Source organism: Pseudomonas sp. LFS074 (assembly GCF_047978165.1).
Lineage (GTDB): Bacteria > Pseudomonadota > Gammaproteobacteria > Pseudomonadales > Pseudomonadaceae > Aquipseudomonas > Aquipseudomonas putida_P.
The window spans coordinates 1,147,243-1,169,314 of record NZ_JBFPFV010000002.1 but is presented as its reverse complement, the minus strand read 5'-3'; the positions used below and the strand labels follow the sequence as shown (position 1 = coordinate 1,169,314).

Here is a 22,072-nt window from a genome sequence, read left to right as displayed (position 1 = left end):
TTACTCCGCTTTGGCGTCTGCTTTTGCCGCGTTGGCCTGATCAGGGCTGGCCGGCTTCTGGACGTTGGTGGCTTCGCTGACCTTCACCTCGACACCTGGGCGCACGTACTGCAGCCCTTCGGTAATCAGGCGGTCACCTGGGTTGAGGCCTTCTTCGATCAGCCAGTCGCTGCCCAGGGTACGGTTGGCCTTCAACTGACGCAGTTCGACCTTGTTTTCCTGGTTGACCACCAGTGCGGTCGGCGCGCCTTTCAGGTCGCGGGTCACGCCTTGTTGCGGCGCCAGGATGGCGTTGGCGTTGACCCCGGCCTTCAGCCGCGCATGCACGAACATGCCTGGCAGCAGGGTGTGGTCAGGGTTGGGGAACAGGGCGCGCAGGGTGACCGAGCCGGTGGTTTCGTCGACCGCGACTTCGGAGAACTCCAGGCGACCTTCCTGCTTGAACAGGCTGCCGTCTTCCAGCACCAGCTGAACCGAGGCGGCGTTGTCGCCGGCCTTCTGCAACTGGCCGCTCTCCAGGTCACGGCGCAGCTTGAGCAGCTCGGCGGTGGACTGGGTAACGTCGACGTAGATCGGGTCGAGTTGCTGGATGGTGGCCATGGCGTTGGTCTGGCCGTTGCTCACCAGTGCACCTTCGGTGAACGAAGAACGACCGATACGGCCGCTGATCGGTGCCAGAACCTTGGTGTAGCGCAGGTCGATCTGGGCGCTCTTGAGCGAAGCCTCGGCCTGCAATCGTTTGGCATTGGCGTCGTCGTATTCCTGTTTGGAGACGGCTTGCTCGTCAATCAGCTGCTTGTAGCGCTCGGCCAGCGAGCGGGTAGCCTGCAGGTTGGCCTGGGCATTGGCCAGGGTGGCTTCGTACACGGCAGGGTCGATCTGGTACAGCTGCTGGCCTTCCTTGACGTCGCTGCCTTCCTTGAACAGGCGCTTGAGGATGATGCCGTTGACCTGCGGGCGCACCTCGGCAACGCGGTAGGCAGTGGTACGCCCCGGCAATTCCGAGGTCAGGGTGAAGGCTTGGGGCTGGATGGTCACGACGCCGACCTGAGGAGCCTGCGCCGCTGGCGCTGCTTCTTCTTTCTTGCAGCCACTGAGCAGGGTTGCCAGGGCGACGGCGGAAACCAGAGCGGTAACGGCTGGCTTGAATTGCATGAGGATCCTCGGGTCGCAGGAGCAGGGAGACGCTCAAGAGTAATGGAAGAGACTTGATCTGGAAAAATTGCTATCCGGTGGATAAATAGCTTGCTAAGGAATATACTTACATTCATGGTTGTTTGTAAATACCGCTGGGTTGTACTTGGGTACTGCCACAGCCCTTGATTAGCTCATCCGTGAGGCCCCCTGCAGAGGTGCCACCGGAGCGTTCCCCGCACGCGCTGCGCGTTCGGGCCAGATGAGGTTGTACTGCCATGGTCCGTCGAACCAAAGAAGAAGCCCAGGAAACCCGCGCCCAGATCATCGAGGCGGCGGAAAAGGCCTTCTACAAGCGCGGGGTTGCGCGAACCACACTGGCTGACATCGCCGAACTCGCGGGTGTGACGCGCGGGGCTATCTACTGGCACTTCAACAACAAGGCCGAGTTGGTGCAGGCGTTGCTCGACAGCCTGCACGAGACCCATGACCATTTGGCGCGGGCGAGCGAAAGCGAGGACGAACTCGATCCGCTTGGCTGCATGCGCAAGCTGCTGTTGCAAGTGTTCAACGAGCTGGTGCTCGATGCCCGAACCCGGCGTATCAATGAAATCCTGCATCACAAGTGCGAGTTCACCGATGACATGTGTGAAATTCGCCAGCAGCGCCAGGGTGCGGTGCTGGATTGCCACAAGGGCATCACCCTGGCGTTGGCCAATGCCGTACGCCGGGGCCAGTTGCCTGGCGAGCTGGATGTCGAGCGCGCGGCGGTGGCCATGTTCGCCTATGTCGATGGCCTGATCGGGCGCTGGCTGCTGCTGCCTGACAGTGTCGATCTGTTGGGTGATGTCGAAAAATGGGTCGACACCGGGCTGGATATGCTGCGCTTGAGCCCGGCGTTGCGCAAATGACACTTTGTTAAGGATTGTGAGGGAGTGTTTCCCCTTTGTGTTAAGAGGGGATTAACAGCGTGGCCGCCTTGCGGCCCCTGGGATATTAGTACCCGCGCAGTTGTCTGTCAGGCAACGCCAATGCGGCAAAAAGCCCCAGTACCGCAATCAGCGCGCTGCCCATCAGCAACTGCCGGAATGTCTCCAGCAAGCGTCCCTGTGTCACCAGGTCCACTTCACCGGCCTTCAGGCTCCCCAGCAACGGGTTACCCAGCAATTCGAAACCACCTTGGTGCAGCAGTGCCAGCAACAGGCTGGACATGCACGCCACGCCCATGGCCCCGCCCAGCGAGCGGAACAGGTTGGTGGTGCTGGTGGCCACGCCAATGTCCTTGCTGGCCACCGCGCTTTGCGTGCCCACCAGCGAGGTCGGAAACTGCAGCCCGCAAGCAATGCCGGTCAGCAGCATGAACAGTGCACTGAGCAACGTTGACTGCGGCGGCGTCAGTGCCATGGCGAAAATGGCCACTGGCATCAGCAGCGCACCGGCCAGGATCTGCGGCTTGTAGCGCCCGGTCCGGCTGGTCATGCGCCCGCCTGTGAAGGCCCCCATGGGCAACCCCATGGCCAGTGGCAGCAGGTGCAGGGCAGCGCTGTCGGCACCGGCGCCAGTGATGCCCTGGTAGCGCAAGGGCATGAGCATGGTCAGGGAAATCGACTGGAAGCTGGCGAAGAAGATCACCCCCCAGCAAAGTACCGCCACCCGGTTGCCGAACAGCCCGAGCGGCAGCAGCGGCTCTGGGCAGCGGCGTTCGTGGGCGATGAACAACGCCAGGCCGAGTAGGGCGCAGGCGAACAGCGCCAGCACGGCCGAGTCGGCCCAGGCCTGGCCCTGGCCGACCAAGGTGATCCCCAGCAGCAGGCTGCCAAGGCCGAGGATCAACAGCACGGCGCCAAGGTAGTCGACCTGGGCCTCGCGACGCTGCACCGGCATGCCGGCGAGGGCGCGGCGTATGGCCCACAAGGCGACCAGCCCCAGCGGCAGGTTGATCCAGAATACCCAGCGCCACGACAAGTACTCGGTCAGCCAGCCGCCCAGCACTGGCCCAGCGACGCTGGCCACGGCGTACATGCTGCTGAAATAGCCCTGGTAGCGGCCGCGTTCACGCGGCGGTACGAAGTCGCCGATGATCGCCTGGCTCACCGAGACCATACCGCCCGCGCCAATGCCCTGGAGTACCCGGGCCAGCACCAACTGCTGCATGTCCTGGGCCATGGCACAGGCAATCGAGGCCAGGGTGAACAAGCTGATCCCGGTGAGGATCATCCGGCGCCGGCCGTAAAGGTCGCCCAGCTTGCCGTAGATTGGTACGGCCACGGTCATTGCCACCATGTACCCGGAGATCACCCAGGCCAGCAGGCCGACGTCGTTGAACTGGGCCGAGATGGCCGGCAGCGAGACGGCGACGATGGTCTGGTCCAGTGCGCCGAGGAAGATGGCCAGCATCAGGGCGGTGAGCACGTTGCGCAGGGTGGTGGGGGGCAGGGCAGCAGTCACGGGAATACCTTGTCTTGTCTATGCAAGCCTCTTTGTGGGCAAGCCCACTCCCATAGAGGCCCACGAATTGTAACCTGAGTTAGGTAGCTTCCTATGTACTATCTGCATCCCCTATGCCGAATCGGCATTGGCGCATTCATCCAGTGCTGCATGGCCGCGTGATATCGTTGGTATGCCACAGGGGCTGAAATCCGGGGCTTGCACCAGGTTGGTGCAACATTCTGCCGCAGGTTTTTCAGGCCGCTGTCTCCCACACCTTTTATTCCTCTGCCTGCATGTCGAGCATGACCGCCCAGATGGCGACGGTTGGAACAGGTCAGGTAGACCCGATTACAGGGGTCGGTAGTTACCGTTCAAATTTCAACTTAATTGCGGAGTGATCATGCCCAAGGCTTCCCATCAAGATCTGCGTTTTGCCTTCCGCGAGCTGCTCGCTTCAGGTTCCTGTTTCCACACGGCATCGGTGTTCGACCCGATGTCGGCACGCATTGCCGCAGACCTGGGCTTCGAGGTCGGTATCCTCGGTGGTTCCGTTGCATCCTTGCAGGTGCTGGCCGCACCGGACTTCGCCCTGATCACCCTCAGCGAGTTCGTCGAGCAGGCCACCCGTATCGGTCGGGTCGCGCAACTGCCGGTGCTGGCCGACGCTGACCACGGCTATGGCAATGCGCTGAACGTGATGCGCACGGTGATCGAACTGGAGCGCGCCGGTGTGGCCGCACTGACCATCGAAGACACGCTGCTGCCAGCCCAGTTCGGGCGCAAGTCCACCGACCTGATCCCGGTCGAAGAGGGCGTTGGCAAGATCCGTGCGGCCCTGGAGGCGCGGGTCGATTCGTCGCTGTCGATCATTGCCCGTACCAACGCTGGGGTACTCAGCACCGAAGAAATCATTGTGCGTACCCAGAGCTACCAGAAGGCCGGTGCCGATGCTATCTGCATGGTGGGGGTTAAGGACTTCGAACAGCTCGAGCAGATTGCCGAGCACTTGACTGTGCCGCTGATGCTGGTCACCTATGGCAACCCGAACCTGCGCGACGACGAGCGCCTGGCGCGCTTGGGCGTGCGCATTGTGGTCGATGGTCACGCGGCCTACTTTGCCGCGATCAAGGCCACCTACGATTGCTTGCGGCTGCAGCGTGGCCAGCAAAACAAGTCGGAAAACCTCAGTGCCACCGAACTCTCGCACACCTACACCCAGCCTGAAGATTACATCCGCTGGGCCAAGGAATACATGAGCGTCGAAGAGTGACCGGCAGGGCGCCGTCGACTCAACGGACGGCGCTCAAGGTTGCGGTGTGGGGCACGCAATGTGCCCGCTCGCAGCTGTTGGCGGCGCTAGGCTGGCTGCGCAGCAGCTCGACGCGCCAGCAGGCCGAGCCATACAGCCCTGCGACTGCGGTCAGGGCCATGACAACGGCGACTCTTCTTGATTTGATACCCATGGTGCTCACCTCCCATTACAGCGATAGGGGTGTACAGCATTAGTATAGATCCTGGTCCCACTCCGGCTCGTCCTTGAACCGCAGCACTAGAAAATCCAGCATGCTCCGCAAGGTTGCCGGCATGTGTTTGCGCGACGTGTACACCGCATTCAGGTTCAATTCACGCGGCCTCGCCTCGGGCAGCAGGCGCATCAGTTCGCCTCGGCGCAGGGCCTCGGCTGCCTGATAGGTCGGCAGCATGGCGATACCCGCGCCAGCCAGTGCTGCCTTCTGCAGGGTCATCGCCTCGTTGGCGCTGATGTTCCCCGCCACCGGCACGGCGACGTGCTGCCCGGCCACCTCGAAATGCCACAGGCTGTGGCCGAAGTAGGCGTGGGTCAGGCAGTTGTGTCGGCTCAGTTCCTCGACCCGTTGTGGCGTGCCGTGCTCGTGCAGGTAGGCCGGTGCCGCGCACACCACCGAGCGGCACACGCTCAGGCGCCGGGCGATCAGGTTGGGGTCCAGGTCGTTGCTGGTACGAATGGCCAGGTCGATGCGCTCGTCCACCAGGTTGACGGTGCGGTCGAGCATTTGCAGTTCCACCTTCACTCCAGGGTAACGCTGCACGTAGGCTGCTACGGCGTCTACCAACTGTGCTTGGCCGAATGAGGTACTGACGCTGATACGCAGTGCACCCTTTGGTGCGTCTTCCGGCTGCTGCACGGCGGCCTGCAGGTCGCCGGCCAGTTCCAGCAGTTGCCGGCAGCGGGGCAGGGTTTCCTGGCCGGCGGCCGTGAGGCTGAGCTTGCGCGTGGTGCGCTGCATCAGCCGCGCGCCAACCCAGTCCTCCAGCTCGGCCAGATAGCGCGATACTACCGGTCGCGACAATTGCAGATGATCCGCTGCCGCCGACTGGCTGCCCAGGTCGACGACGGTTACGAATACGCGCATGGCGTTCAGACGGTCCATGATTTGCCCGATTTCAGAAACAAACTATGTTCGAGCATCGCATTTTTTGTGACGGATTGGGCAACTAAGCTGTTGGGCATTGTTCAGCTGAAGGCGTTGCTCATGTCCCTGTTCTCTCCTTTGCGTGGCCTGCTGCTGGCCTGCGTTGCCCTGGCCGGCCCGGTGCTGGCTGCCGAGCCCTTGCAGTTGGAGGTCTACAACCCCGGGCACGAAGCGATATTCCCGGTCAGCTCGGTGATCGTCAGTGGTCAACATGACGCCGTGCTGGTCGATGCCCAGTTCGGCAAAGCCCAGGCCGAGCAGTTGGTGCAGCGCTTGCGAGCCGGTGGCAAGCACCTGACCAGCATCTACATCAGCCATGGCGACCCGGATTACTATTTCGGCCTGGATACCCTGACCCAGGCTTTCCCCGACGCCAAGGTGCTGGCTTCAGCCGCGACCGTTGCGCATATTCGCCAGACCATGGGCGCCAAGCTGGCGTACTGGGGGCCGCAGATGGGGGCGGACAAGCCCGCGCGGCTGGTGCTGCCGCAAGTGCTCGAAGGCAACCGCCTGATGCTGGAAGGGCAGGCCTTGGACGTGGTTGGCCTTGACGGCCCACAGCCAGACCGCAGCTTTGTCTGGATCCCGTCGATCAAGGCGGTGGTCGGTGGGGTAGTGGTGTCCGAGCATATTCATGTGTGGATGGCCGATACCCAAACAGCCAAGTCGCATGCCGATTGGCTCGCCACCCTGGCGCGGATCGAAGCGCTGGCGCCGCGCACAGTCGTCCCGGGCCATTATCTGGGGGACAGCAGCCGTTCATTGCAAGCTGTGCGTTTCACTGCGAACTACATTCGTGATTTCGATGCCGAAACCGTCAAAGCAAAAGATGCTGGCGTCTTGATCGAGGCCATGAAGCATCGTTACCCAGGCCTGGCCGATGAAAGCTCCCTGGAGCTTGGGGCCAAGGTCGCCAAGGGCGAGATGAAGTGGTAATTCCGTTCAACTGATGGAGAGTTTCCCATGAGCAAGATTGCAATCATCGGTGCCACTGGCCGCGCTGGCAGCCAGTTGCTGGAAGAGGCCCTGCGCCGTGGCCATAGTGTGCTGGCCATTGCCCGCGACCCTTCCCGTTTGCAGGGGCGTGACGGGGTGACCGTCAAAGCGCTGGATGCCAAGGATAGCGCGGCCCTGCAAGCGGCTGTCGAGGGTGTGGACGCGGTGTTGAGCGCGGCGCATTTTTCGACCATCGAGCCGCACGCGATCATCGAGCCAGTCAAGCGCGCCGGGGTCAAGCGGTTGCTGGTGGTGGGGGGGGCCGGCAGCCTGTTGTTGCCGTCGGGGCACCGGGTGATCGACAGCCCGGACTTCCCGGAAGCCTACAAGGCCGAGGCCACTGCCGGGGTGCGTTTTCTGGAGGCGTTGCAGCGCGAGCCAAACCTGGACTGGACCTTTCTCTCGCCGTCGGCGGAGTTCGTTGAAGGTGAGCGTAGCGGGCGCTACACGTTGGGTAAGGATCACCTGCTGATCGGTGCGGACGGCAAGAGCTGGATCACCTTTGCCGATTATGCGATTGCCATGCTCGACGAGCTGGAAAAGCCTGCGCATTCACGGCAGCGCTTCACAGTCGGTTACTGAGTCGCCTGCTTCGTGGGCACGCACGCTCCCACAGGTATTGCACAAATTCCAAGCCCTGTGCTGTACCTGTAGGAGCGTGCGTGCCCGTGTATGGGCCCTCACTGGCTAGCCTGGCGCTGCAGCCAATCCAGCAACTCCGTTAAACCCGGTGGCAAGCTTCTGGCCTGGCTTACCAGGTAATAACCTTTACCCGTCAGCACCTTCAGCGCAAACGGCATGCACAGCCGCCCCCCGCGCAAGTCATCGCCAATCAGCGACCAATCACCGATAGCCACGCCAGTCCCCTGCGAGGCCATGGCCATTGCCATGTCCAGCGTCTCGAAATGCTGCTTGGGCCCATGACTGGCCAGCGTCACACCTGCTGCCTGCAACCACAACCGCCAATCATGCTCATCTCGTGACGGGTGCAGCAGCATATGCCGCGCCAGGTCTTCCACCTGCTGCAAGGGCAGCGGCCCTTGAAGCAGTGACGGTGCGCATACCGGTGTCAGTTGCTCATCGAACAACTTGCGCACGTGCAGCCCGTGGTTCGGTGCATCGCCATAGACCACCGCGGCGTCAAAGCCCTCGCGGCGAAAATCCACCCCATGCTGCACGGTGGTGGTGAGTTCGACCGGTATGTCCGGGCGCAGGGCTTGCCATTCCATCAGGCGTGGCAGTAGCCAGCGCATCACGCAGGTCGGCGCCTTGAGCTGCAAGGTCGTGCTGTGCTCGCCCACCTCGCGCACGCCTTGATCGATCAGCGCGAACACCTGCTGCACCCGAGGCAGCCAGTCCTGGCCTTCACGGGTCAGGCTCAAACCGCGGGCCTCGCGCTTGAACAGCGCATAACCCAGGTGCTCTTCGAGGGCTGCGATCTGCCGGCTGACGGCGCCCTGGGTGATGTGCAACTGTTGCCCTGCACGGGTGAAATTGCAGTGCTGGGCAGTGACCAGAAAGGTGTACAGGGCAGGCAGAGGCGGGAGGCGTTTCATTGCAGTAAGCCATGATCACAGGACATGGCTAGTATGTGTTTTTTTACATTGTGGGGATAGCCGTGGCTTGGGTCCAATAAGGGCATAACCCAACAAGATTCATGGTGAACCCCAATGGCAACCTGCGGTGAAGTACTGGTCAAACTCCTTGAAGGCTATGGCGTGGACCATGTCTTCGGTATTCCCGGTGTACATACCGTGGAGCTCTACCGTGGCCTGGCGGGTTCGTCCATTCGCCACATCACCCCGCGTCACGAGCAGGGGGCCGGGTTCATGGCTGACGGCTATGCGCGCACCCGTGGCAAACCCGGGGTGTGCTTCATCATCACCGGCCCTGGCATGACCAACATCACCACGGCCATGGGCCAGGCCTATGCCGATTCGATTCCGATGCTGGTAATTTCCAGCGTGCAGACCCGCGACCACTTGGGCGGTGGCCGTGGCAAGCTGCATGAGCTGCCCAACCAGGCCGCGCTGGTAGCGGGTGTGGCTGCGTTTTCCCACACCTTGATGAGTGCCGCAGACTTGCCGCAGGTGCTGGCCCGAGCATTTGCCGTGTTCGACAGTGCCCGGCCGCGCCCGGTGCACATCGAGATACCGCTCGATGTACTGGTCGAACCGGCTGACTTCCTATTGCCGGGCCGCCCGGTACGTGGCAGCCGGGCAGGGGCGGCTCCGCAGGCGGTGGCGCAGATGGCTGAACGCCTGGCCAGTGCGCGTCGGCCGCTGATCCTTGCCGGTGGCGGGGCATTGGCTGCGGGGGCTGCGCTGGCACGCCTGGCTGAACACCTTCAGGCCCCGGTGGCGCTGACCATCAATGCCAAAGGCTTGCTGCCGGCCAGCCACCCGTTGCAGATCGGTTCGACCCAGTCGCTGCCGGCCACACGTGAGTTGGTGGCCGAGGCCGACGTGGTGCTGGCGATTGGCACCGAACTTGCCGAAACCGATTACGACGTGACCTTCAAGGGCGGTTTCGAGATCCCGGGCAGCCTGCTGCGCATCGATATCGACCCGGACCAGACGGTGCGCAACTACCTGCCGGAGCTGGCGCTGGTCGCCGATGCCGAGCTGGCCGCCGAAGCGTTGTTCGGTGCCTTGCAGGCCCAGCCGCAACCGGTGCACGAAAGCACTTGGGGTGTGGCCCGCGTGGCCAAGCTGCGCCAGGCTCTGGCAGCAGATTGGGACCAGCCGACCTTGAGCCAGACGCGTTTGCTGAACGCCATTCTCGAACGCCTGCCCAATGCCATTCTGGTGGGCGATTCCACCCAACCGGTGTACACCGGCAACCTGACCCTGGACATGCATCAGCCACGTCGCTGGTTCAATGCCTCGACCGGTTACGGCACCCTGGGTTATGCACTGCCTGCGGCCATGGGCGCCTGGTTGGGCAGTGCCGAACAGGCCGACCAACGTGCGCCAGCGGTGTGCTTGATTGGTGATGGCGGCTTGCAGTTCACCCTGCCGGAGCTGGCCAGTGCGGTGGAGGCGCAGGTGCCGCTGGTCGTGCTGTTGTGGAATAACCAGGGGTACGAGGAGATCAAGAAGTACATGGTCAACCGGGCGATCGAGCCGGTAGGCGTGGATATCCATACCCCGGACTTCATCGGTGTGGCGCGGGCGTTGGGCGCGGCGGCGGAGCATGTGACGGATGTGGTGCAGCTACAGGCAGCACTGGGGCTGGCGTTGGAGCGCAAGGGGCCGACCTTGATCCAGGTTGACCAGAACCAGTGGCAAGAAACAGTGCTGCGATGATGTAGCGCTTAACCTGTTACGGCCACTTCGCGGGGTTACCCGCGAAGTGGCCAGTACAGGATCAGCCCGACTTTAGCCAGCAGTAGCCCGCAACCTGGCCACATCCCGAATCGGTGGCGCGCCGTAAAGCCGGCTGTATTCACGGCTGAACTGCGACGGGCTTTCATACCCCACCCTATAGGCCGCCACCGCCGCCTCGAGCCCGTCGTTCAGCATGAGCCGCCGGGCCTCCTGCAGGCGCAACTGCTTCTGATACTGCAACGGGCTCATCGACGTCACGGCCTTGAAGCGGTGGTGCAAGGTCGAGGTGCTGAGGTTGACCTCACGGGCCAGGTCCTCGATACGCAGCGGCTGCTGGTAGTTGTTGTTAAGCCAGGTTATGGCTTGGCAAACCCGGTGGGTCTGGCTGTTGGCCAACGCGATTTCATACAGCCGGCAACCCTGCGGCCCACGCAGCAAACGGTAGAGAATCTCGCGGCGGAACAGCGGTGCCAACATCGCGATATCACGCGGTGTGTCCAGCAGGCGGATCAGCCGTAGCAGGGCGTCAAGCAACGCCGCATCAGTCCTTTCCACGTACAAGCCACGGCCCGAAGGTCTATTGGGTACCAGCATCGGTCCGCTCTCGGCGATCAGCTGGCTGATTTCGGCCGGGTCCAGGTCCATGCGCAGGCCCAGGCTGGGGTTCTGCGGGCTGGCATCGAGCTTCACGCCGCTTAGCGGCAAGGTCACCGAGACCACCATGTAATGCAGTGGGTCGTAGGCGTACTGCTCGTCGCCGAGAAACAGGCTTTTGCTGCCTTGGGCAAGGATGCACAGGGCGGGTTGCGCAAGGGTCGGCACCGAGCGCACGTTCTCGGTGTAGCGCACCAGGTACAGGTCATCGATGGCCGAGGCCGGGCCGTGGGGCTCGCCGGCGTGGCGGGTAATCAATTCGGCCAGTTCCAGGCGCTGCAGTTCCAGGGTGGGGTCGGTGGACGTGGCGGTGGTCATGATGGCTTTCCTCTACTGACCGACGCAGCATAGGTTTGGGCACAGACGGGCGCTAGTCGAAAGCTGCACGTCGATTGCCTGATCCTGCAGCGCTGCAGGATCAGGCAATCGACGTGCAGTATTGGCCTAACGCGCCGCGCGGGTGAGCCCCTAACCTTGGCAGCCTGGCTTTTCCGTCCGCCCGCTTCAAGGAGATTGTGCAATGACCCTAAAACAACCGGTCACCCATCTTGCTTTCATTCGTGCCAGCAGCGGGCGTTCTGCAGAGCTGGGCGCGCGCCTGCGTGACCTGCTCGAGCCCTCGCTGCGTGCACCGGGTTGCCTGAGTTTCACCGTGCAGCGTTCGCAGGCTGATGCTGACCTGTGGCTGCTCAGTGGTAGCTGGCAGGACCAGCAGGCGATGAGTGGCTACTTTGCTTCGCCGACGCTGGAGGTGTTTGGTGAGCTGGTGCAGGCACGTGTGGTCAGTAGCCTGGACTTGCATACCTTCGATTGAGGGTGGATGAGGTAAAGTGACGCACTTGTTCAACCAAGCGGATAGCGACATGGCACGTAGGGAATTTACTCATTTCGAAGCGGTTTCGGCGATGGTGCCGGTGGAGGGGGGTGGCTACAACGCGGCCATCGCGGTCAAGGCCCTGGGCATGGGCGGTGCACCACGCTTTCACAAGGTGCTCGACGGGCAGGTGTTCAAGGGCGCCGTGGCCGCCGACGAAGCGGCCACCGCCGAGCTGCAACGCCTGCAGGGCGTCAGCGAAGAGGGCGAGCTGGTCTGGTGATCAGGCTGGCGGCCGGGCCATCTTGAACAGATTGCCCAGTTCGAAATAGTCCGCCGGGCCACCGCCACGCAGGATCGGCTCGGCGGCAGCGGTATCGTAGATGCCGTTGTTCAACAGGTGCTCGGCAATGTGCACCGCCACGACTTCCCCGAGGATCAGCCAGCTAGGCACCAATGCCTGGTCGGCCCGCTTGAGCTGGACGATCTGGCTGACCTTGCACTCGAAGGCTACCGGGGTTTCGCCCACGCGCGGCACCTTGACGATGCTCGACGGTGCGGCAGTGAGGCCGCTCAGTTCAAATTCGCTCACATCGGCAGCAACTGGCGCGCAGCTCAGGTTCATTTGCTCGGCCAGTGGGCGGGTGGCCAGGTTCCAGACGAATTCACCGGTCTGCTCGATGTTGTTCAGGCTGTCTTTGCGCCCGACGCTGCAGAAACCGATGATCGGCGGGATGTAGTTGAAGGCGTTGAAGAAGCTGTATGGCGCCAGGTTCAGGCGACCGTCGCGGTCTTGAGAGGAGATCCAGCCGATAGGGCGGGGACCGACGATGGCATTGAACGGGTCGTGGGGCAGGCCGTGGCCTTTGGCGGGTTCGTAGTAATACATCTGTGCTGGGCTTGCTGGCCCTACCTCCTGGTGGACAAGGTGCCTAGTGTGCCAAGCCTGAGCTCGCCTGCAAATGATCAAGCCCGGCTAAAGCCGGGCTGGGTGCTCGCATCAGGGATCAGCTGATGCGGTGGGCGTTGGTGCGGTCGAAGCCATCTTCGGCGAAGCGTTGGCCACCGGTGCGGTCGAAGCCGTCTTCGGCGAAGCGTTGGCCGCCGGTGCGGTCGAAGCCATCTTCGGCGAAGCGTTGGCCGCCGGTGCGGTCGAAGCCGTCTTCGGCGAAGCGTTGGCCGCCGGTGCGGTCAAAGCCGTCTTCAACGTAATTAGCGGATTGAGTCTGGGCTGCGGCGAAGGTGTGGGCGTTGGTGCGATCGAAGCCATCTTCGGCAAAGGCGCCCGTTGCGAGAACCGAGAGGGCCAGGGTGAGGATCAGTTTGTTTTTCATGGTCGTTGCTCCAGGGGTTCGTGAGTTGTTTGTTTCTATGGGTTAAATGCTACGCCTATTAATTCGATTAAAAAGCGCAAAAAATAGCGGTTAAAAATCTAATAAATAGATATATATGGGTGCGCATACCGTCAATCAGGCAGCAGCCTGGCCCAAGGTACGTCGGTGCTTGCACCAACGTTCTGCCAGCCATTCACACCGCCATCGACAGCGGTACACCCTGCAGCCATTCCGGGTGGTAGCGCAACAGCATCTCCAGGCCGCGCTCCTGGTAGGCCGGGAAGCTGATCGCGACCAGCGTCTCGCCCTTGACCTTCTGCGGCGGGCCGAGGCGCTGGAGGATCACGCCGTTGCGAACGAAATAGCGCTCCATGGCCGTGGTGGTCACCGCCACCACCGAACTGGCCCCCAGGTACCAGCCGCATTGCAGGCTGGACCAGAATATCTTCATCGCCAGCTGCGGATCGTCCGCCGCGCTGGCGGCGTAGCGCGAAAGCTCCCAGACCGACGGATCGCTCGGCGGGGTTTCGCTGCACAGGTAGGCGAAGACGTCCTTGAGCAGGTAGGCGTCGGTCGTCGGCAGCAGGCGGGCGCAACCGCAGATGCCCTGGCGGCCCATGGCGACGATGTAGCGGGTTTGCGGATGGTCGAACTGGTCGAATTCCTGGTCGCGGACCCTGGAGGTGGAGACCACGTCCCAGCCCAGCTTCTCGATGAAGACTTGATGCCGGTAGCGTCCCAGCTCGGCGATCATGGCGGCGGAAAGCCCTTCCAGCGATTCAGAGAGCAATTCGATCATTGCAGCTTGATGAGGTGGAATTAATAGGGCGTTAAGAAGGAAAAATCTGAAGCAGATGGCCGATGAACGTATTTTTCATCTATCACCAACCGATTTTTCAGACGCTGCTCAGCACCATCGCCGCACCTAAAACTGGAGCGGCACAACAATGAACAAACTCCCGCAAATCACCTTGGCCTTCTGGGTCATGAAGATCTGCGCTACCACCCTGGGTGAAACAGCAGGCGACTTGCTGTCGATGACCCTGAACATCGGCTATGCACTTAGCTCGCTGCTGCTGATCAGCGTGTTTCTGCTGACGTTGCTGGGCCAGTTGTACTCGCGCCGCTATCACCCGATGCTGTACTGGTTGGTTATTCTCTCCACCAGTACCGCTGGCACCACCATGTCCGATTTCATGGACCGTACCCTGGGGCTGGGTTATGCCACGGGTTCGGCGCTGCTCATCGGCATCCTGTTACTGACCTTCCTGGTCTGGCGTCTGAGTGGCAACCCGCTGGATGTCACCCGTATCAAGAACCGCACGGGCGAGCTGTTCTACTGGGTGGCAATCCTGTTTTCCAACACCCTCGGCACCGCGCTGGGCGATTACCTGGCCGATGACTCGGGGCTGGGCTTTGCCGGTGGCGCACTGTTGATTGGCAGTGCCATTGCATTGGTGGTGGTGGCTCGATATTGGACCCGCATCCCAGGCGTTGTGTTGTTCTGGGTCGCGTTCGTGCTCACCCGGCCGTTTGGCGCCACCTTGGGTGACTTCCTGACCAAGCCGCATGAGAAGGGCGGCCTGGACTTTGGCACGGTCGGCTCTTCGGCAGTGCTGGGCGGGGTGCTGCTGGTGCTGGTGCTGATGGCCAACTGGTACCAGCGCCGTGAACCGCGTCAGGCGTTGGAGGTGTCTTGAATCGGCTCATCAGGGGCTTTGGAGGTATGGCTTGATGTTTGCGGTGTTGCTGAAATCGAGCGCCGCGCGCGGCGCTCGATCTCGAAGGCGATAAACCTGTTTTGACAAGCACTTGGCAGCCGAGATCCTTTATCAGAGCGGGCATAAAAAAGGGGCGCCCCATACAATGGTGCGCCCCTTTCAGTATTACCAGGCCTGCGTCAATCAGTAGTAATTCGCGAGTGTTGCTTGGTGTCCTTCATGGTTGCGTAAACCAGCAGCGAGCAAGCGATGCAGGCGGTAACGTACCAGTAGAAGCCGCTTTCCATGCCGACGCTCTTGAACCACAGGGCCACGTACTCAGCGGTACCGCCGAAGATCGACACGGTCAGCGCATATGGCAGGCCTACGCCCAGTGCGCGAATTTCAGTTGGGAACAGCTCGGCCTTGACCACGGCGTTGATCGAGGTGTAGCCGCTGACGATGATCAAAGCAGCCATGATCAGGAAGAACGCGCCCCACCAGGTTTGGATGGTGTGCAGGGTGCTGAGGATCGGTACGGTGAACAGGGTGCCGAGCACACCGAAGGCGATCAGGATCGGACGTCGGCCGATCTTGTCGGACAGCCCGCCGATCACCGGCTGCAGGCACATGAACAGGAACAGCGTGGCGGCCGAGATGGTGGTCGAGTCGCTGATGCTCATGCCCACGGTGTTGACCAGGTACTTCTGCATGTAGGTGGTGTAGGTGTAGAAGGCCAGGGTGCCGCCCATGGTCAGGCCGACCACTGTCATCAGCTCCTTGGGGTGACGCAGCAGGGTGCGCATCAGGCTTTCCTTGGCCTTTTCCTTCTTGGTGAACGATGCGGTTTCTTCCATGCCGCGACGCAGGTACAGGGCCACTACGGCGCACAGCGCACCGATCACGAACGGCACGCGCCAGCCCCAGGCATACAGCTGCTCGGTGGTCAGGGTCTGCTGCAGGACGATCAATACCGCCAGGGCGATGAGCTGGCCGGAGATCAGGGTCACGTACTGGAAGCTGGAGAAGAAGCCACGGCGTTCCTTGCTGGCCATTTCGCTGAGGTAGGTGGCCGAGGTGCCGTATTCACCACCTACCGACAGGCCCTGCAGCAGGCGTGCGATGACCAGCAGGATAGGCGCGGCGACGCCGATGGTTTCGTAACCCGGGGTCAGGGCGATGACCAACGAGCCTGCGCACATCAGCAGTACCGAAGCCATGAGCGCGGCCTTGCGGCCCTTGCGGTCGGCGTACAGGCCCATCAGCCAGCCGCCGATCGGGCGCATCAGAAAGCCCACGGCGAAGATCGCGGCGGTGTTGAGCAGTTGTGCGGTGGAGTCGCCGGCCGGGAAGAAGGCCTTGGCGAAGTACAGCGAGAACGCGGCGTAGACGTACCAGTCGTACCATTCGACCATGTTGCCGATGGACCCGCTGAAAATCGACTTCAGGCGGCTGGCGGTGGTTTTTTCTGCGGCAGGCGCGGTGGCCGCCCCGGCGGGCAGGGAGGTGGCGTTATCCATCAGGGATACCTTCTCGTTGTTTTTGTGGAGCGCGCCGTGGCGCAGCTTGCACAGGTGATTGCAGAAGGTGTGCCAAATGGGTGCAGGCTGATTCATTTGAGGGCGTAGTCTGCCCAGACCCCGCATGTTAGTGGCCTTGTAGGAGCGGCCTTGCGTCGCGATGGGCTGCAAAGCAGCCCCAAGATCGCCGAGAAGTAAGCGGATGTTTGCTTATTAGTCATTACCAATAAGCGGATTTCCGCTCATTCCCGCCCGACAAAATCCTCACGTACCAACCCATGCCGCTGCATCTTCTCGTTCAGTGTGCGCCGTGGCAGCTGCAACGCCTCCATCACTGCATTGATCGCCCCACCATGCTGGCGCAACGCCGCGCGTAGGCATTGCGCCTCGAACGCTTCCATTTGCTCGCCCAGCGATTGCCCGGCAGGCGCCACCTCGATGTTCGGCGAACCCAAACCCAATGCATGCCGCTCCGCCGCATTGGCCAGTTCACGCACATTGCCCGGCCAGTCATGCGACAGCAGTTGCGCCAGCTGTGCTCCCGACGGCGGCGGCGCGGCACGCCCAAGCTTTTCGCTTGCCGCACGGGCAAAGTGGTCGAACAGCAGCGCGATGTCCTCACGCCGTTCACGCAATGGTGCCAGGCGCAGCTCGGCCACGTTCAAGCGGTAGGCCAGGTCTTCGCGAAAGCGCCCGGCACGGGCTTCGTCGAGCAGGTCGGGCTTGGTCGCGGCAATGATTCGCAAGTCGACGCTGATGCTCTGGTTGGCCCCCAGGCGCTCCACCTTCTGTTCCTGAATCACCCGTAGCAGCTTGGCCTGCTGCGCCAGTGGCATGCTCTCGATTTCGTCAAGGAACACCGTGCCACCGTTGGCGTACTCCAGCTTGCCGATGCGCTTGCCCTGGGCGCCGGTAAAGGCGCCGCTCTCGTGACCGAACAGCTCGGCCTCGAACAGCGACTCTGGGATTGCTGCACAGTTGAGGGCAACGAACGGCTTGTCGGCGCGCGGGCCAAAATCGTGCAGGCAGCGGGCGACACGCTCCTTGCCACTGCCGGTTTCACCACGAATCAGCACATTGACCGGCAGGCTGGCCAGCTCCAGCACTTGCCGGCGCAGTTGCTGCAGGCCTTGGGACATGCCAAGCAGCGTCCCCTCCAGGCGTGACTTGAGGTCGGCCTGCTCGTGCAACCGGCGGTTCTCCAGCACCAGCTGGCGCTTCTCCAGGGCTCGGCGCAGGCTGCCCAGCAAGTGTTGCGGGGTAAAGGGTTTTTCAAGGAAGTCATAGGCCCCGTTGCGCATGGCTTCTACCGCCATGGGCACATCACCGTGGCCGGTGAGCAAAATCACGGGCAGGTCGGGGTCATCCGCCTGCAGGCGTTCGAGCAATTGCAGGCCATCCATGCCCGGCATGCGGACATCGCTGATGATCACCCCGGGAAAGTGCCGCGGCAGGTGTGCCAGGCACTCTTCGGCGCGGGCGAACAACTGCACGCTGAAGCCGGATAGGCTCAGCCATTGCTCGACAGCCGTGCGGATACTGGCTTCATCATCGACGACGATCACCGAATTCAACATACAGGCTCCAGGTCACGGGGCAGGGTAAGGCTCAGGCGCGCGCCGCCGGGCAGGTTTTCGGCCTGTAGCTGGCCACCGGCCTCGTGCACGATGCCATAGGAAATGGCCAGGCCCAGCCCCAGCCCTTCACCCACTGGCTTGGTGGTGAAGAATGGGTCGAAGACCTTGGCCAGGTCGGCTTCGGCAATGCCGCCACCGGAGTCGAGCACGCTAAGGCGCCACAGCTCGCCGTCGGGCTCGATGCGGATTTCCAGGCGTTTGTAGCGCTTGTCGGCCATGGCGTCGAGGGCATTGCGCAGCAGGTTGATCAGTACCTGCTCCAGGCGGATGGCATCGCCACGTACCCAGGCCGGGCGTGCCAGGTACAGGGCCACCTCTACTTCTTCGCTGCGAATGCGCGCTTCGAGCAGGTGCAAGGCCTGGTCGACCACGGTGGCCAGGTCGAGGCGCTCGCGCAGGCCCACCGGGCTGTTGCGGGCGAAGGTTTTCAGGTGGCTGGTAAGCGCTGCCATGCGTGTGAGCATTTGTTCCAGCGGCTCCAGCGCCTGCCGCGCTTCGTCATGGCGGCCATGGTCAAGCAGCAGGCGCAGGGTTTCCAGCTGCATGCGTTGGGTGGTCAGCGGTTGGTTTATTTCGTGGGCCATGGCCGCCGACATCTGCCCGAGCGCGGCCAGTTTGGCGGATTGCACCAGGCCTTCCTGGGCGGTACGCAGCTCGCGCGTGCGCTCCTCGACCTGGCGCTTGAGCTCTTGTCGGCTGCGCTGGCGCAGGCGGGCCAGGCGCAGGCGCTGGCTGACGAACAGCGCAGCGAACACCAGGCTCAGCCAGACGGCGGCGGCGCCGAGGGCGGCATTGCGGCCATCGGCGGCGACCTGCGGTTTGCGCAGCAGGTGCAACGTCCAGTTTTCGCCTTCCAGCGGCAGGCTCTCCCACAAGTACTCGGCGCTGCCCTCCGGGCCTTGCACGCGGCTAAGGGTGCTGTTGGCGGCAAAGCGCGTCAGCACCTGATGTTGCAGCGGCACCAACGGTTGCTTGTCGTACTGGCGGGTTTCGGCCAGTTCGGCCCGGTCGGCGCCACTGAGCGGCTGCAGCTCGCGGTAGCGCCAGCCGTCCTGGTTGGCAATGAAGGTAATGCCGCGGGCGTCGCTGACCAGCAGGGTATCGCTGCCCTGGCGCCATTCGCGTTCCAGCTCGGGGAACTCCAGCTTCACCACCATGGCGCCGAGGAAGCGGCCATGCTCATCGTTGACCGCGCTGGCGAGGAAGTAACCCGGCACGCCACTGGTCACCCCCACGGCGTAGAAGCGGCCGCTGCCTTGGCTGCGGGTTTGCTTGAAATAGGGCCGGAAGCCGTAGTTGGAACCCACGTAGCTGCTGGGCAGCCGCCAGTTGCTGGCGGCAATGGCCAGGCCGGTGCGGTCGAGCAGTTCGAGGGTGGAGGAATTGGCGGCGCCGTTGATGCGTTCGAGCTTGTGGTTCAGGGCGTCCTGTACGTGTTCGGTGACCGGACCGCGCAACGCGGCGATCAGCTCGGGGTCCAGCGCCAACACGGCGGGCAGGGCGCGGTAGCGGTCGATCAGGGTGTGCAGGGCGTTGGCGTACAGGCCCAACTGCTGGCTGGCACGCTGGGCGTCGTCTTCCATGGCCTGGCGCTTGGCCTGGTGCATGGCCCAGCCGGCACTGAGGGCGGTACCCAGCACGATCAGCAGGGTGATCAGCCCCAGACGCAGGGCGCGAAAGGAAAAGGGCATGGGGGCGGATCCGGATGATTGGGATGTCGGGGCCGGCCCTTTCGCGGGGAAGCCCGCGAAAGGGCCGGTACAGGCGACCTTTCAGTTACAGCAGCTCGAAACTCTGTTGCTGCACCGCCTGGGAATCCAGCCCGACCTGGACATTGAATTCCCCGGGCTCGGCAACCCGCTGTAGCTGGCCATTGTAGAACTTCAGGTCGTCCTCGCTGATGCTGAAGGTCAATGTGCGCGTCTCGCCAGGCTTGAGCATAAGCTTCTGGAAGTTTTTCAGCTCCTTCACCGGGCGGCTCATCGAGGCGGACACATCCTGCAGGTACAGCTGCACCACCGTCTCGCCTGCCACCTTGCCGGTGTTCTTGACCGTTACCTTGGCTTCCAGCGTATCGCCGCGCTTGAGGTCTTTGCTCGACAGCGCCAGGCCCGACAACTCGAAGCTGCTGTAGCTCAGGCCATAGCCGAACGGGTACAGCGGCCCGTTGGGCTCTTCGAAGTACTGCGAGGTGTAGTTGCCCGGCTTGCCCGGCGTGAATGGCCGGCCGATACGGGTGTGGTTGTAGTACATCGGGATTTGCCCGACCGAGCGCGGGAAGGTGATGGCCAGCTTGCCAGAGGGGTTGTAATCGCCAAACAGTACGTCGGCGATGGCATTGCCGCCTTCGGTGCCGGCGAACCAGGTTTCGAGGATCGCGTCGGCCTGCTCGCGTTCCCAGCTGATCGACAGCGGGCGGCCGTTCATCAGCACCAGCACCAGTGGTTTACCGGTTGCCTTGAGGGCCTTGATCAGCTCGCGCTGGCTGGCCGGGATTTCCAGGGTGGTACGGCTCGACGACTCGTGGGACATGCCGCGCGACTCGCCGACCACTGCCACGATCACATCGGACTGCTTGGCCGCTTTGACCGCTTCATCGATCAGCACCGCAGGCGGACGTGGGTCGTCGACGATTTCCGGGGCATCGAAGTTGAGGAAGTTCAGGTAATCGAGGATCGCCTTGTCGCCTGTGACGTTGGAGCCTTTGGCATAGACCAGCTTGGCCTTGCCCTCCATGGCACGGCGCAAGCCTTCGCGAACGGTTACCGAGTGCACGGGTTTTCCGTCGGCGGCCCAGCTGCCCATCATGTCGATCGGGGCATCGGCCAGCGGGCCGACCAAGGCAATGGTGCCGGCTTTTTTCAGTGGCAGGGTCTGGTTGCGGTTTTCCAGCAGCACCAGGCTGCGGCGGGCCACGTCACGCGCGGCTTCGCGGTGCAGGCGGTCGTTGCCGTAGTAGTCTTTCAGGTCGGTTTCGGCCTTGCCGATACGCACGTACGGGTCTTTGAACAGGCCCATGTCGTACTTGGCACCCAGCACTTCACGCACCGCCTGGTCCAGCTCGCGCTGGGTCACTTCGCCAGACTTCAGCAAGCCCGGCAGTTCTTCGCCGTACAGGGTGTCGTTCATGCTCATGTCGATGCCGGCCTTGATCGCCAGCTTGGCGGCTTCACGGCCGTCGCGGGCGACGCCGTGGCGGATCAACTCCTGGATTGCACCGTGGTCGCTGATGGTCACGCCCTTGAAGCCCCACTCCTTGCGCAGCAGGTCGTTCATCAGCCAGGTGTTGGAGGTGGCCGGCACGCCATTGATTGAGTTCAGCGCCACCATTACCCCGCCGGCACCCGCATCGAGTGCGGCGCGATAGGGCGGCAGGTAGTCGTTGTACATTTTCGGCAGGCTCATATCGACTGTGTTGTAGTCGCGCCCGCCTTCCACCGCGCCATACAGGGCGAAGTGCTTGACGATGGCCATGATGCTGTCGGGGTTGGCCGGGCTGCTGCCCTGGAACGAGCGCACCATCACCTGGCCGATTTTCGAGGTCAGGTAGGTGTCTTCGCCGAAGCCTTCACTGGTGCGGCCCCAGCGCGGGTCACGGGCGATATCGACCATCGGTGCGAAGGTCATGTCCAAGGCGTCGGCCGAGGCTTCGATAGCGGCGGTGCGACCGACCTTGGCAACCGCGTCCATGTCCCAGGTGGCAGCCATGCCCAGGCCGATCGGGAAGATGGTGCGTTCGCCGTGGATGGTGTCGTAGGCGAAGAACATCGGGATCTTCAGGCGACTGCGCATGGCGGCGTCTTGCATCGGCCTGTTTTCCGGGGCGGTGCGTGAGTTGAAAGTGCCACCGATGCGGCCGGCGGCGATTTCCTCGCGAATCTTGTCGTGGGGCATTTCTGGACCGATGCTGATCAGGCGCAACTGGCCGATTTTCTCGGCTTCGGTCATCTGGCTGATCAGATGGTCGATGAATGCCTGCTTGTCCTGCAGGGGCGGGGCGGTGGGGGCGGCGAGGGCCGCCTGACTGGCAAGGCCCATGGCCAGGCCCAGCAAAGACAGTTTCATCATCAA

Annotated in this window: 21 protein-coding genes; 8 read left to right on the top strand and 13 right to left on the bottom strand. The window is 62.7% G+C overall.

What is annotated here, in order from left to right:
- Positions 1–1,155, bottom strand: a complete 1,155-nt coding sequence (ttgA, locus tag ACNQP3_RS23550; protein WP_012273977.1) for a toluene efflux RND transporter periplasmic adaptor subunit TtgA — start codon at positions 1,153–1,155, stop codon at positions 1–3.
- Between the two features lie 257 nt (positions 1,156–1,412).
- Between ttgA and ttgR the strand changes: the two genes are divergently transcribed.
- Positions 1,413–2,045 (top strand): efflux transport transcriptional regulator TtgR, encoded by a 633-nt coding sequence (gene ttgR / locus ACNQP3_RS23545; protein WP_012273976.1) that lies wholly within the window; start codon positions 1,413–1,415, stop codon positions 2,043–2,045.
- Between the two features lie 85 nt (positions 2,046–2,130).
- Here the strand turns inward: ttgR and ACNQP3_RS23540 are convergent, their stop codons facing one another.
- On the bottom strand, positions 2,131–3,582 hold the full coding sequence (locus tag ACNQP3_RS23540; protein WP_264316516.1) for an MDR family MFS transporter: 1,452 nt from the start codon (positions 3,580–3,582) through the stop codon (positions 2,131–2,133).
- Positions 3,583–3,964: 382 nt separating this feature from the next.
- On the opposite strand from ACNQP3_RS23540, the gene ACNQP3_RS23535 reads away from it, so the two are divergent.
- On the top strand, positions 3,965–4,834 hold the full coding sequence (locus ACNQP3_RS23535; RefSeq protein WP_012273974.1) for an isocitrate lyase/PEP mutase family protein: 870 nt from the start codon (positions 3,965–3,967) through the stop codon (positions 4,832–4,834).
- A 19-nt stretch (positions 4,835–4,853) separates the two neighbouring features.
- Here ACNQP3_RS23535 and ACNQP3_RS23530 read toward each other — a convergent pair whose 3' ends face one another.
- Together ACNQP3_RS23530 and ACNQP3_RS23525 are read right to left on the bottom strand one after the other, a co-directional pair.
- A complete protein-coding gene (locus ACNQP3_RS23530) occupies positions 4,854–4,994 on the bottom strand; it encodes a hypothetical protein (protein WP_012273973.1) in 141 nt (46 codons plus the stop codon).
- Positions 4,995–5,066: 72 nt separating this feature from the next.
- On the bottom strand, positions 5,067–5,975 hold the full coding sequence (locus ACNQP3_RS23525) for a LysR family transcriptional regulator (RefSeq protein WP_060494237.1): 909 nt from the start codon (positions 5,973–5,975) through the stop codon (positions 5,067–5,069).
- Between the two features lie 102 nt (positions 5,976–6,077).
- Between ACNQP3_RS23525 and ACNQP3_RS23520 the strand changes: the two genes are divergently transcribed.
- Both ACNQP3_RS23520 and ACNQP3_RS23515 read left to right on the top strand, forming a co-directional pair.
- Complete coding sequence (locus ACNQP3_RS23520) at positions 6,078–6,953, top strand: MBL fold metallo-hydrolase (RefSeq protein ID WP_264316515.1); 876 nt, start codon at positions 6,078–6,080, stop codon at positions 6,951–6,953.
- Between the two features lie 27 nt (positions 6,954–6,980).
- Positions 6,981–7,595, top strand: coding sequence for an NAD(P)-dependent oxidoreductase (locus tag ACNQP3_RS23515; RefSeq protein WP_012273970.1), 615 nt, complete (start codon positions 6,981–6,983; stop codon positions 7,593–7,595).
- A 98-nt stretch (positions 7,596–7,693) separates the two neighbouring features.
- On the opposite strand, the gene ACNQP3_RS23510 is transcribed toward ACNQP3_RS23515, so the two are convergent.
- Complete coding sequence (locus ACNQP3_RS23510; protein ID WP_060514026.1) at positions 7,694–8,569, bottom strand: LysR substrate-binding domain-containing protein; 876 nt, start codon at positions 8,567–8,569, stop codon at positions 7,694–7,696.
- Between the two features lie 114 nt (positions 8,570–8,683).
- Here ACNQP3_RS23510 and ACNQP3_RS23505 point away from each other — a divergent pair, with 114 nt between their 5' ends.
- Positions 8,684–10,321, top strand: a complete 1,638-nt coding sequence (locus tag ACNQP3_RS23505; RefSeq protein WP_264316514.1) for a 5-guanidino-2-oxopentanoate decarboxylase — start codon at positions 8,684–8,686, stop codon at positions 10,319–10,321.
- Positions 10,322–10,393: 72 nt separating this feature from the next.
- Here the strand turns inward: ACNQP3_RS23505 and ACNQP3_RS23500 are convergent, their stop codons facing one another.
- Positions 10,394–11,314, bottom strand: a complete 921-nt coding sequence (locus tag ACNQP3_RS23500; protein WP_060514028.1) for an AraC family transcriptional regulator — start codon at positions 11,312–11,314, stop codon at positions 10,394–10,396.
- Positions 11,315–11,516: 202 nt separating this feature from the next.
- Here ACNQP3_RS23500 and ACNQP3_RS23495 point away from each other — a divergent pair, with 202 nt between their 5' ends.
- Together ACNQP3_RS23495 and ACNQP3_RS23490 are read left to right on the top strand one after the other, a co-directional pair.
- Complete coding sequence (locus ACNQP3_RS23495; RefSeq protein WP_012273966.1) at positions 11,517–11,810, top strand: putative quinol monooxygenase; 294 nt, start codon at positions 11,517–11,519, stop codon at positions 11,808–11,810.
- A gap of 16 nt (positions 11,811–11,826) precedes the next feature.
- Positions 11,827–12,093, top strand: a complete 267-nt coding sequence (locus ACNQP3_RS23490; RefSeq protein WP_012273965.1) for a hypothetical protein — start codon at positions 11,827–11,829, stop codon at positions 12,091–12,093.
- On the opposite strand, the gene ACNQP3_RS23485 is transcribed toward ACNQP3_RS23490, so the two are convergent.
- The 3 genes from ACNQP3_RS23485 to rhlI form a co-directional block, all read right to left on the bottom strand.
- Positions 12,094–12,699, bottom strand: coding sequence for a flavin reductase family protein (locus tag ACNQP3_RS23485; protein WP_012273964.1), 606 nt, complete (start codon positions 12,697–12,699; stop codon positions 12,094–12,096).
- 118 nt (positions 12,700–12,817) lie between these two features.
- Complete coding sequence (locus ACNQP3_RS23480) at positions 12,818–13,144, bottom strand: hypothetical protein (RefSeq protein WP_264316513.1); 327 nt, start codon at positions 13,142–13,144, stop codon at positions 12,818–12,820.
- 193 nt (positions 13,145–13,337) lie between these two features.
- Positions 13,338–13,943, bottom strand: coding sequence for an acyl-homoserine-lactone synthase (gene rhlI / locus ACNQP3_RS23475; RefSeq protein ID WP_003138177.1), 606 nt, complete (start codon positions 13,941–13,943; stop codon positions 13,338–13,340).
- Positions 13,944–14,091: 148 nt separating this feature from the next.
- On the opposite strand from rhlI, the gene ACNQP3_RS23470 reads away from it, so the two are divergent.
- On the top strand, positions 14,092–14,844 hold the full coding sequence (locus tag ACNQP3_RS23470) for a membrane protein (RefSeq protein ID WP_012273962.1): 753 nt from the start codon (positions 14,092–14,094) through the stop codon (positions 14,842–14,844).
- Between the two features lie 200 nt (positions 14,845–15,044).
- Here ACNQP3_RS23470 and ACNQP3_RS23465 read toward each other — a convergent pair whose 3' ends face one another.
- From ACNQP3_RS23465 to bglX, 4 genes are all read right to left on the bottom strand, one after another.
- Entirely contained in the window at positions 15,045–16,364 is a 1,320-nt protein-coding gene (locus tag ACNQP3_RS23465) for an MFS transporter (RefSeq protein ID WP_012273961.1), read from the bottom strand.
- 242 nt (positions 16,365–16,606) lie between these two features.
- Positions 16,607–17,941, bottom strand: coding sequence for a sigma-54-dependent transcriptional regulator (locus tag ACNQP3_RS23460; RefSeq protein ID WP_012273960.1), 1,335 nt, complete (start codon positions 17,939–17,941; stop codon positions 16,607–16,609).
- Positions 17,935–19,692 carry a sensor histidine kinase gene (locus ACNQP3_RS23455; protein ID WP_012273959.1) on the bottom strand — a complete coding sequence of 586 codons (1,758 nt, stop codon included), beginning with the start codon at positions 19,690–19,692 and terminating at the stop codon, positions 17,935–17,937. Before ACNQP3_RS23455 ends, ACNQP3_RS23460 begins: the two co-directional genes overlap by 7 nt.
- 85 nt (positions 19,693–19,777) lie before the next feature.
- Positions 19,778–22,069: a beta-glucosidase BglX gene (gene bglX, locus ACNQP3_RS23450; RefSeq protein WP_012273958.1), complete on the bottom strand. Its 2,292-nt coding sequence runs from the start codon at positions 22,067–22,069 to the stop codon at positions 19,778–19,780.
- Positions 22,070–22,072: the final 3 nt, after the last annotated feature.

Bases quoted from the DNA above. Each gene is read 5' to 3' on its own strand.
- ttgA (WP_012273977.1), bottom strand. From the start codon at position 1,155: ATGCAATTCAAGCCAGCCGTTACCGCTCTGGTTTCCGCCGTCGCCCTG.
- ttgR (WP_012273976.1), top strand. From the start codon at position 1,413: ATGGTCCGTCGAACCAAAGAAGAAGCCCAGGAAACCCGCGCCCAGATC.
- ACNQP3_RS23535 (WP_012273974.1), top strand. From the start codon at position 3,965: ATGCCCAAGGCTTCCCATCAAGATCTGCGTTTTGCCTTCCGCGAGCTG.
- ACNQP3_RS23530 (WP_012273973.1), bottom strand. From the start codon at position 4,994: ATGGCCCTGACCGCAGTCGCAGGGCTGTATGGCTCGGCCTGCTGGCGC.
- ACNQP3_RS23525 (WP_060494237.1), bottom strand. From the start codon at position 5,975: ATGGACCGTCTGAACGCCATGCGCGTATTCGTAACCGTCGTCGACCTG.
- ACNQP3_RS23520 (WP_264316515.1), top strand. From the start codon at position 6,078: ATGTCCCTGTTCTCTCCTTTGCGTGGCCTGCTGCTGGCCTGCGTTGCC.
- ACNQP3_RS23515 (WP_012273970.1), top strand. From the start codon at position 6,981: ATGAGCAAGATTGCAATCATCGGTGCCACTGGCCGCGCTGGCAGCCAG.
- ACNQP3_RS23510 (WP_060514026.1), bottom strand. From the start codon at position 8,569: ATGAAACGCCTCCCGCCTCTGCCTGCCCTGTACACCTTTCTGGTCACT.
- ACNQP3_RS23505 (WP_264316514.1), top strand. From the start codon at position 8,684: ATGGCAACCTGCGGTGAAGTACTGGTCAAACTCCTTGAAGGCTATGGC.
- ACNQP3_RS23500 (WP_060514028.1), bottom strand. From the start codon at position 11,314: ATGACCACCGCCACGTCCACCGACCCCACCCTGGAACTGCAGCGCCTG.
- ACNQP3_RS23495 (WP_012273966.1), top strand. From the start codon at position 11,517: ATGACCCTAAAACAACCGGTCACCCATCTTGCTTTCATTCGTGCCAGC.
- ACNQP3_RS23485 (WP_012273964.1), bottom strand. From the start codon at position 12,699: ATGTATTACTACGAACCCGCCAAAGGCCACGGCCTGCCCCACGACCCG.
- ACNQP3_RS23480 (WP_264316513.1), bottom strand. From the start codon at position 13,144: ATGAAAAACAAACTGATCCTCACCCTGGCCCTCTCGGTTCTCGCAACG.
- rhlI (WP_003138177.1), bottom strand. From the start codon at position 13,943: ATGATCGAATTGCTCTCTGAATCGCTGGAAGGGCTTTCCGCCGCCATG.
- ACNQP3_RS23470 (WP_012273962.1), top strand. From the start codon at position 14,092: ATGAACAAACTCCCGCAAATCACCTTGGCCTTCTGGGTCATGAAGATC.
- ACNQP3_RS23465 (WP_012273961.1), bottom strand. From the start codon at position 16,364: ATGGATAACGCCACCTCCCTGCCCGCCGGGGCGGCCACCGCGCCTGCC.
- ACNQP3_RS23460 (WP_012273960.1), bottom strand. From the start codon at position 17,941: ATGTTGAATTCGGTGATCGTCGTCGATGATGAAGCCAGTATCCGCACG.
- ACNQP3_RS23455 (WP_012273959.1), bottom strand. From the start codon at position 19,692: ATGCCCTTTTCCTTTCGCGCCCTGCGTCTGGGGCTGATCACCCTGCTG.
- bglX (WP_012273958.1), bottom strand. From the start codon at position 22,069: ATGATGAAACTGTCTTTGCTGGGCCTGGCCATGGGCCTTGCCAGTCAG.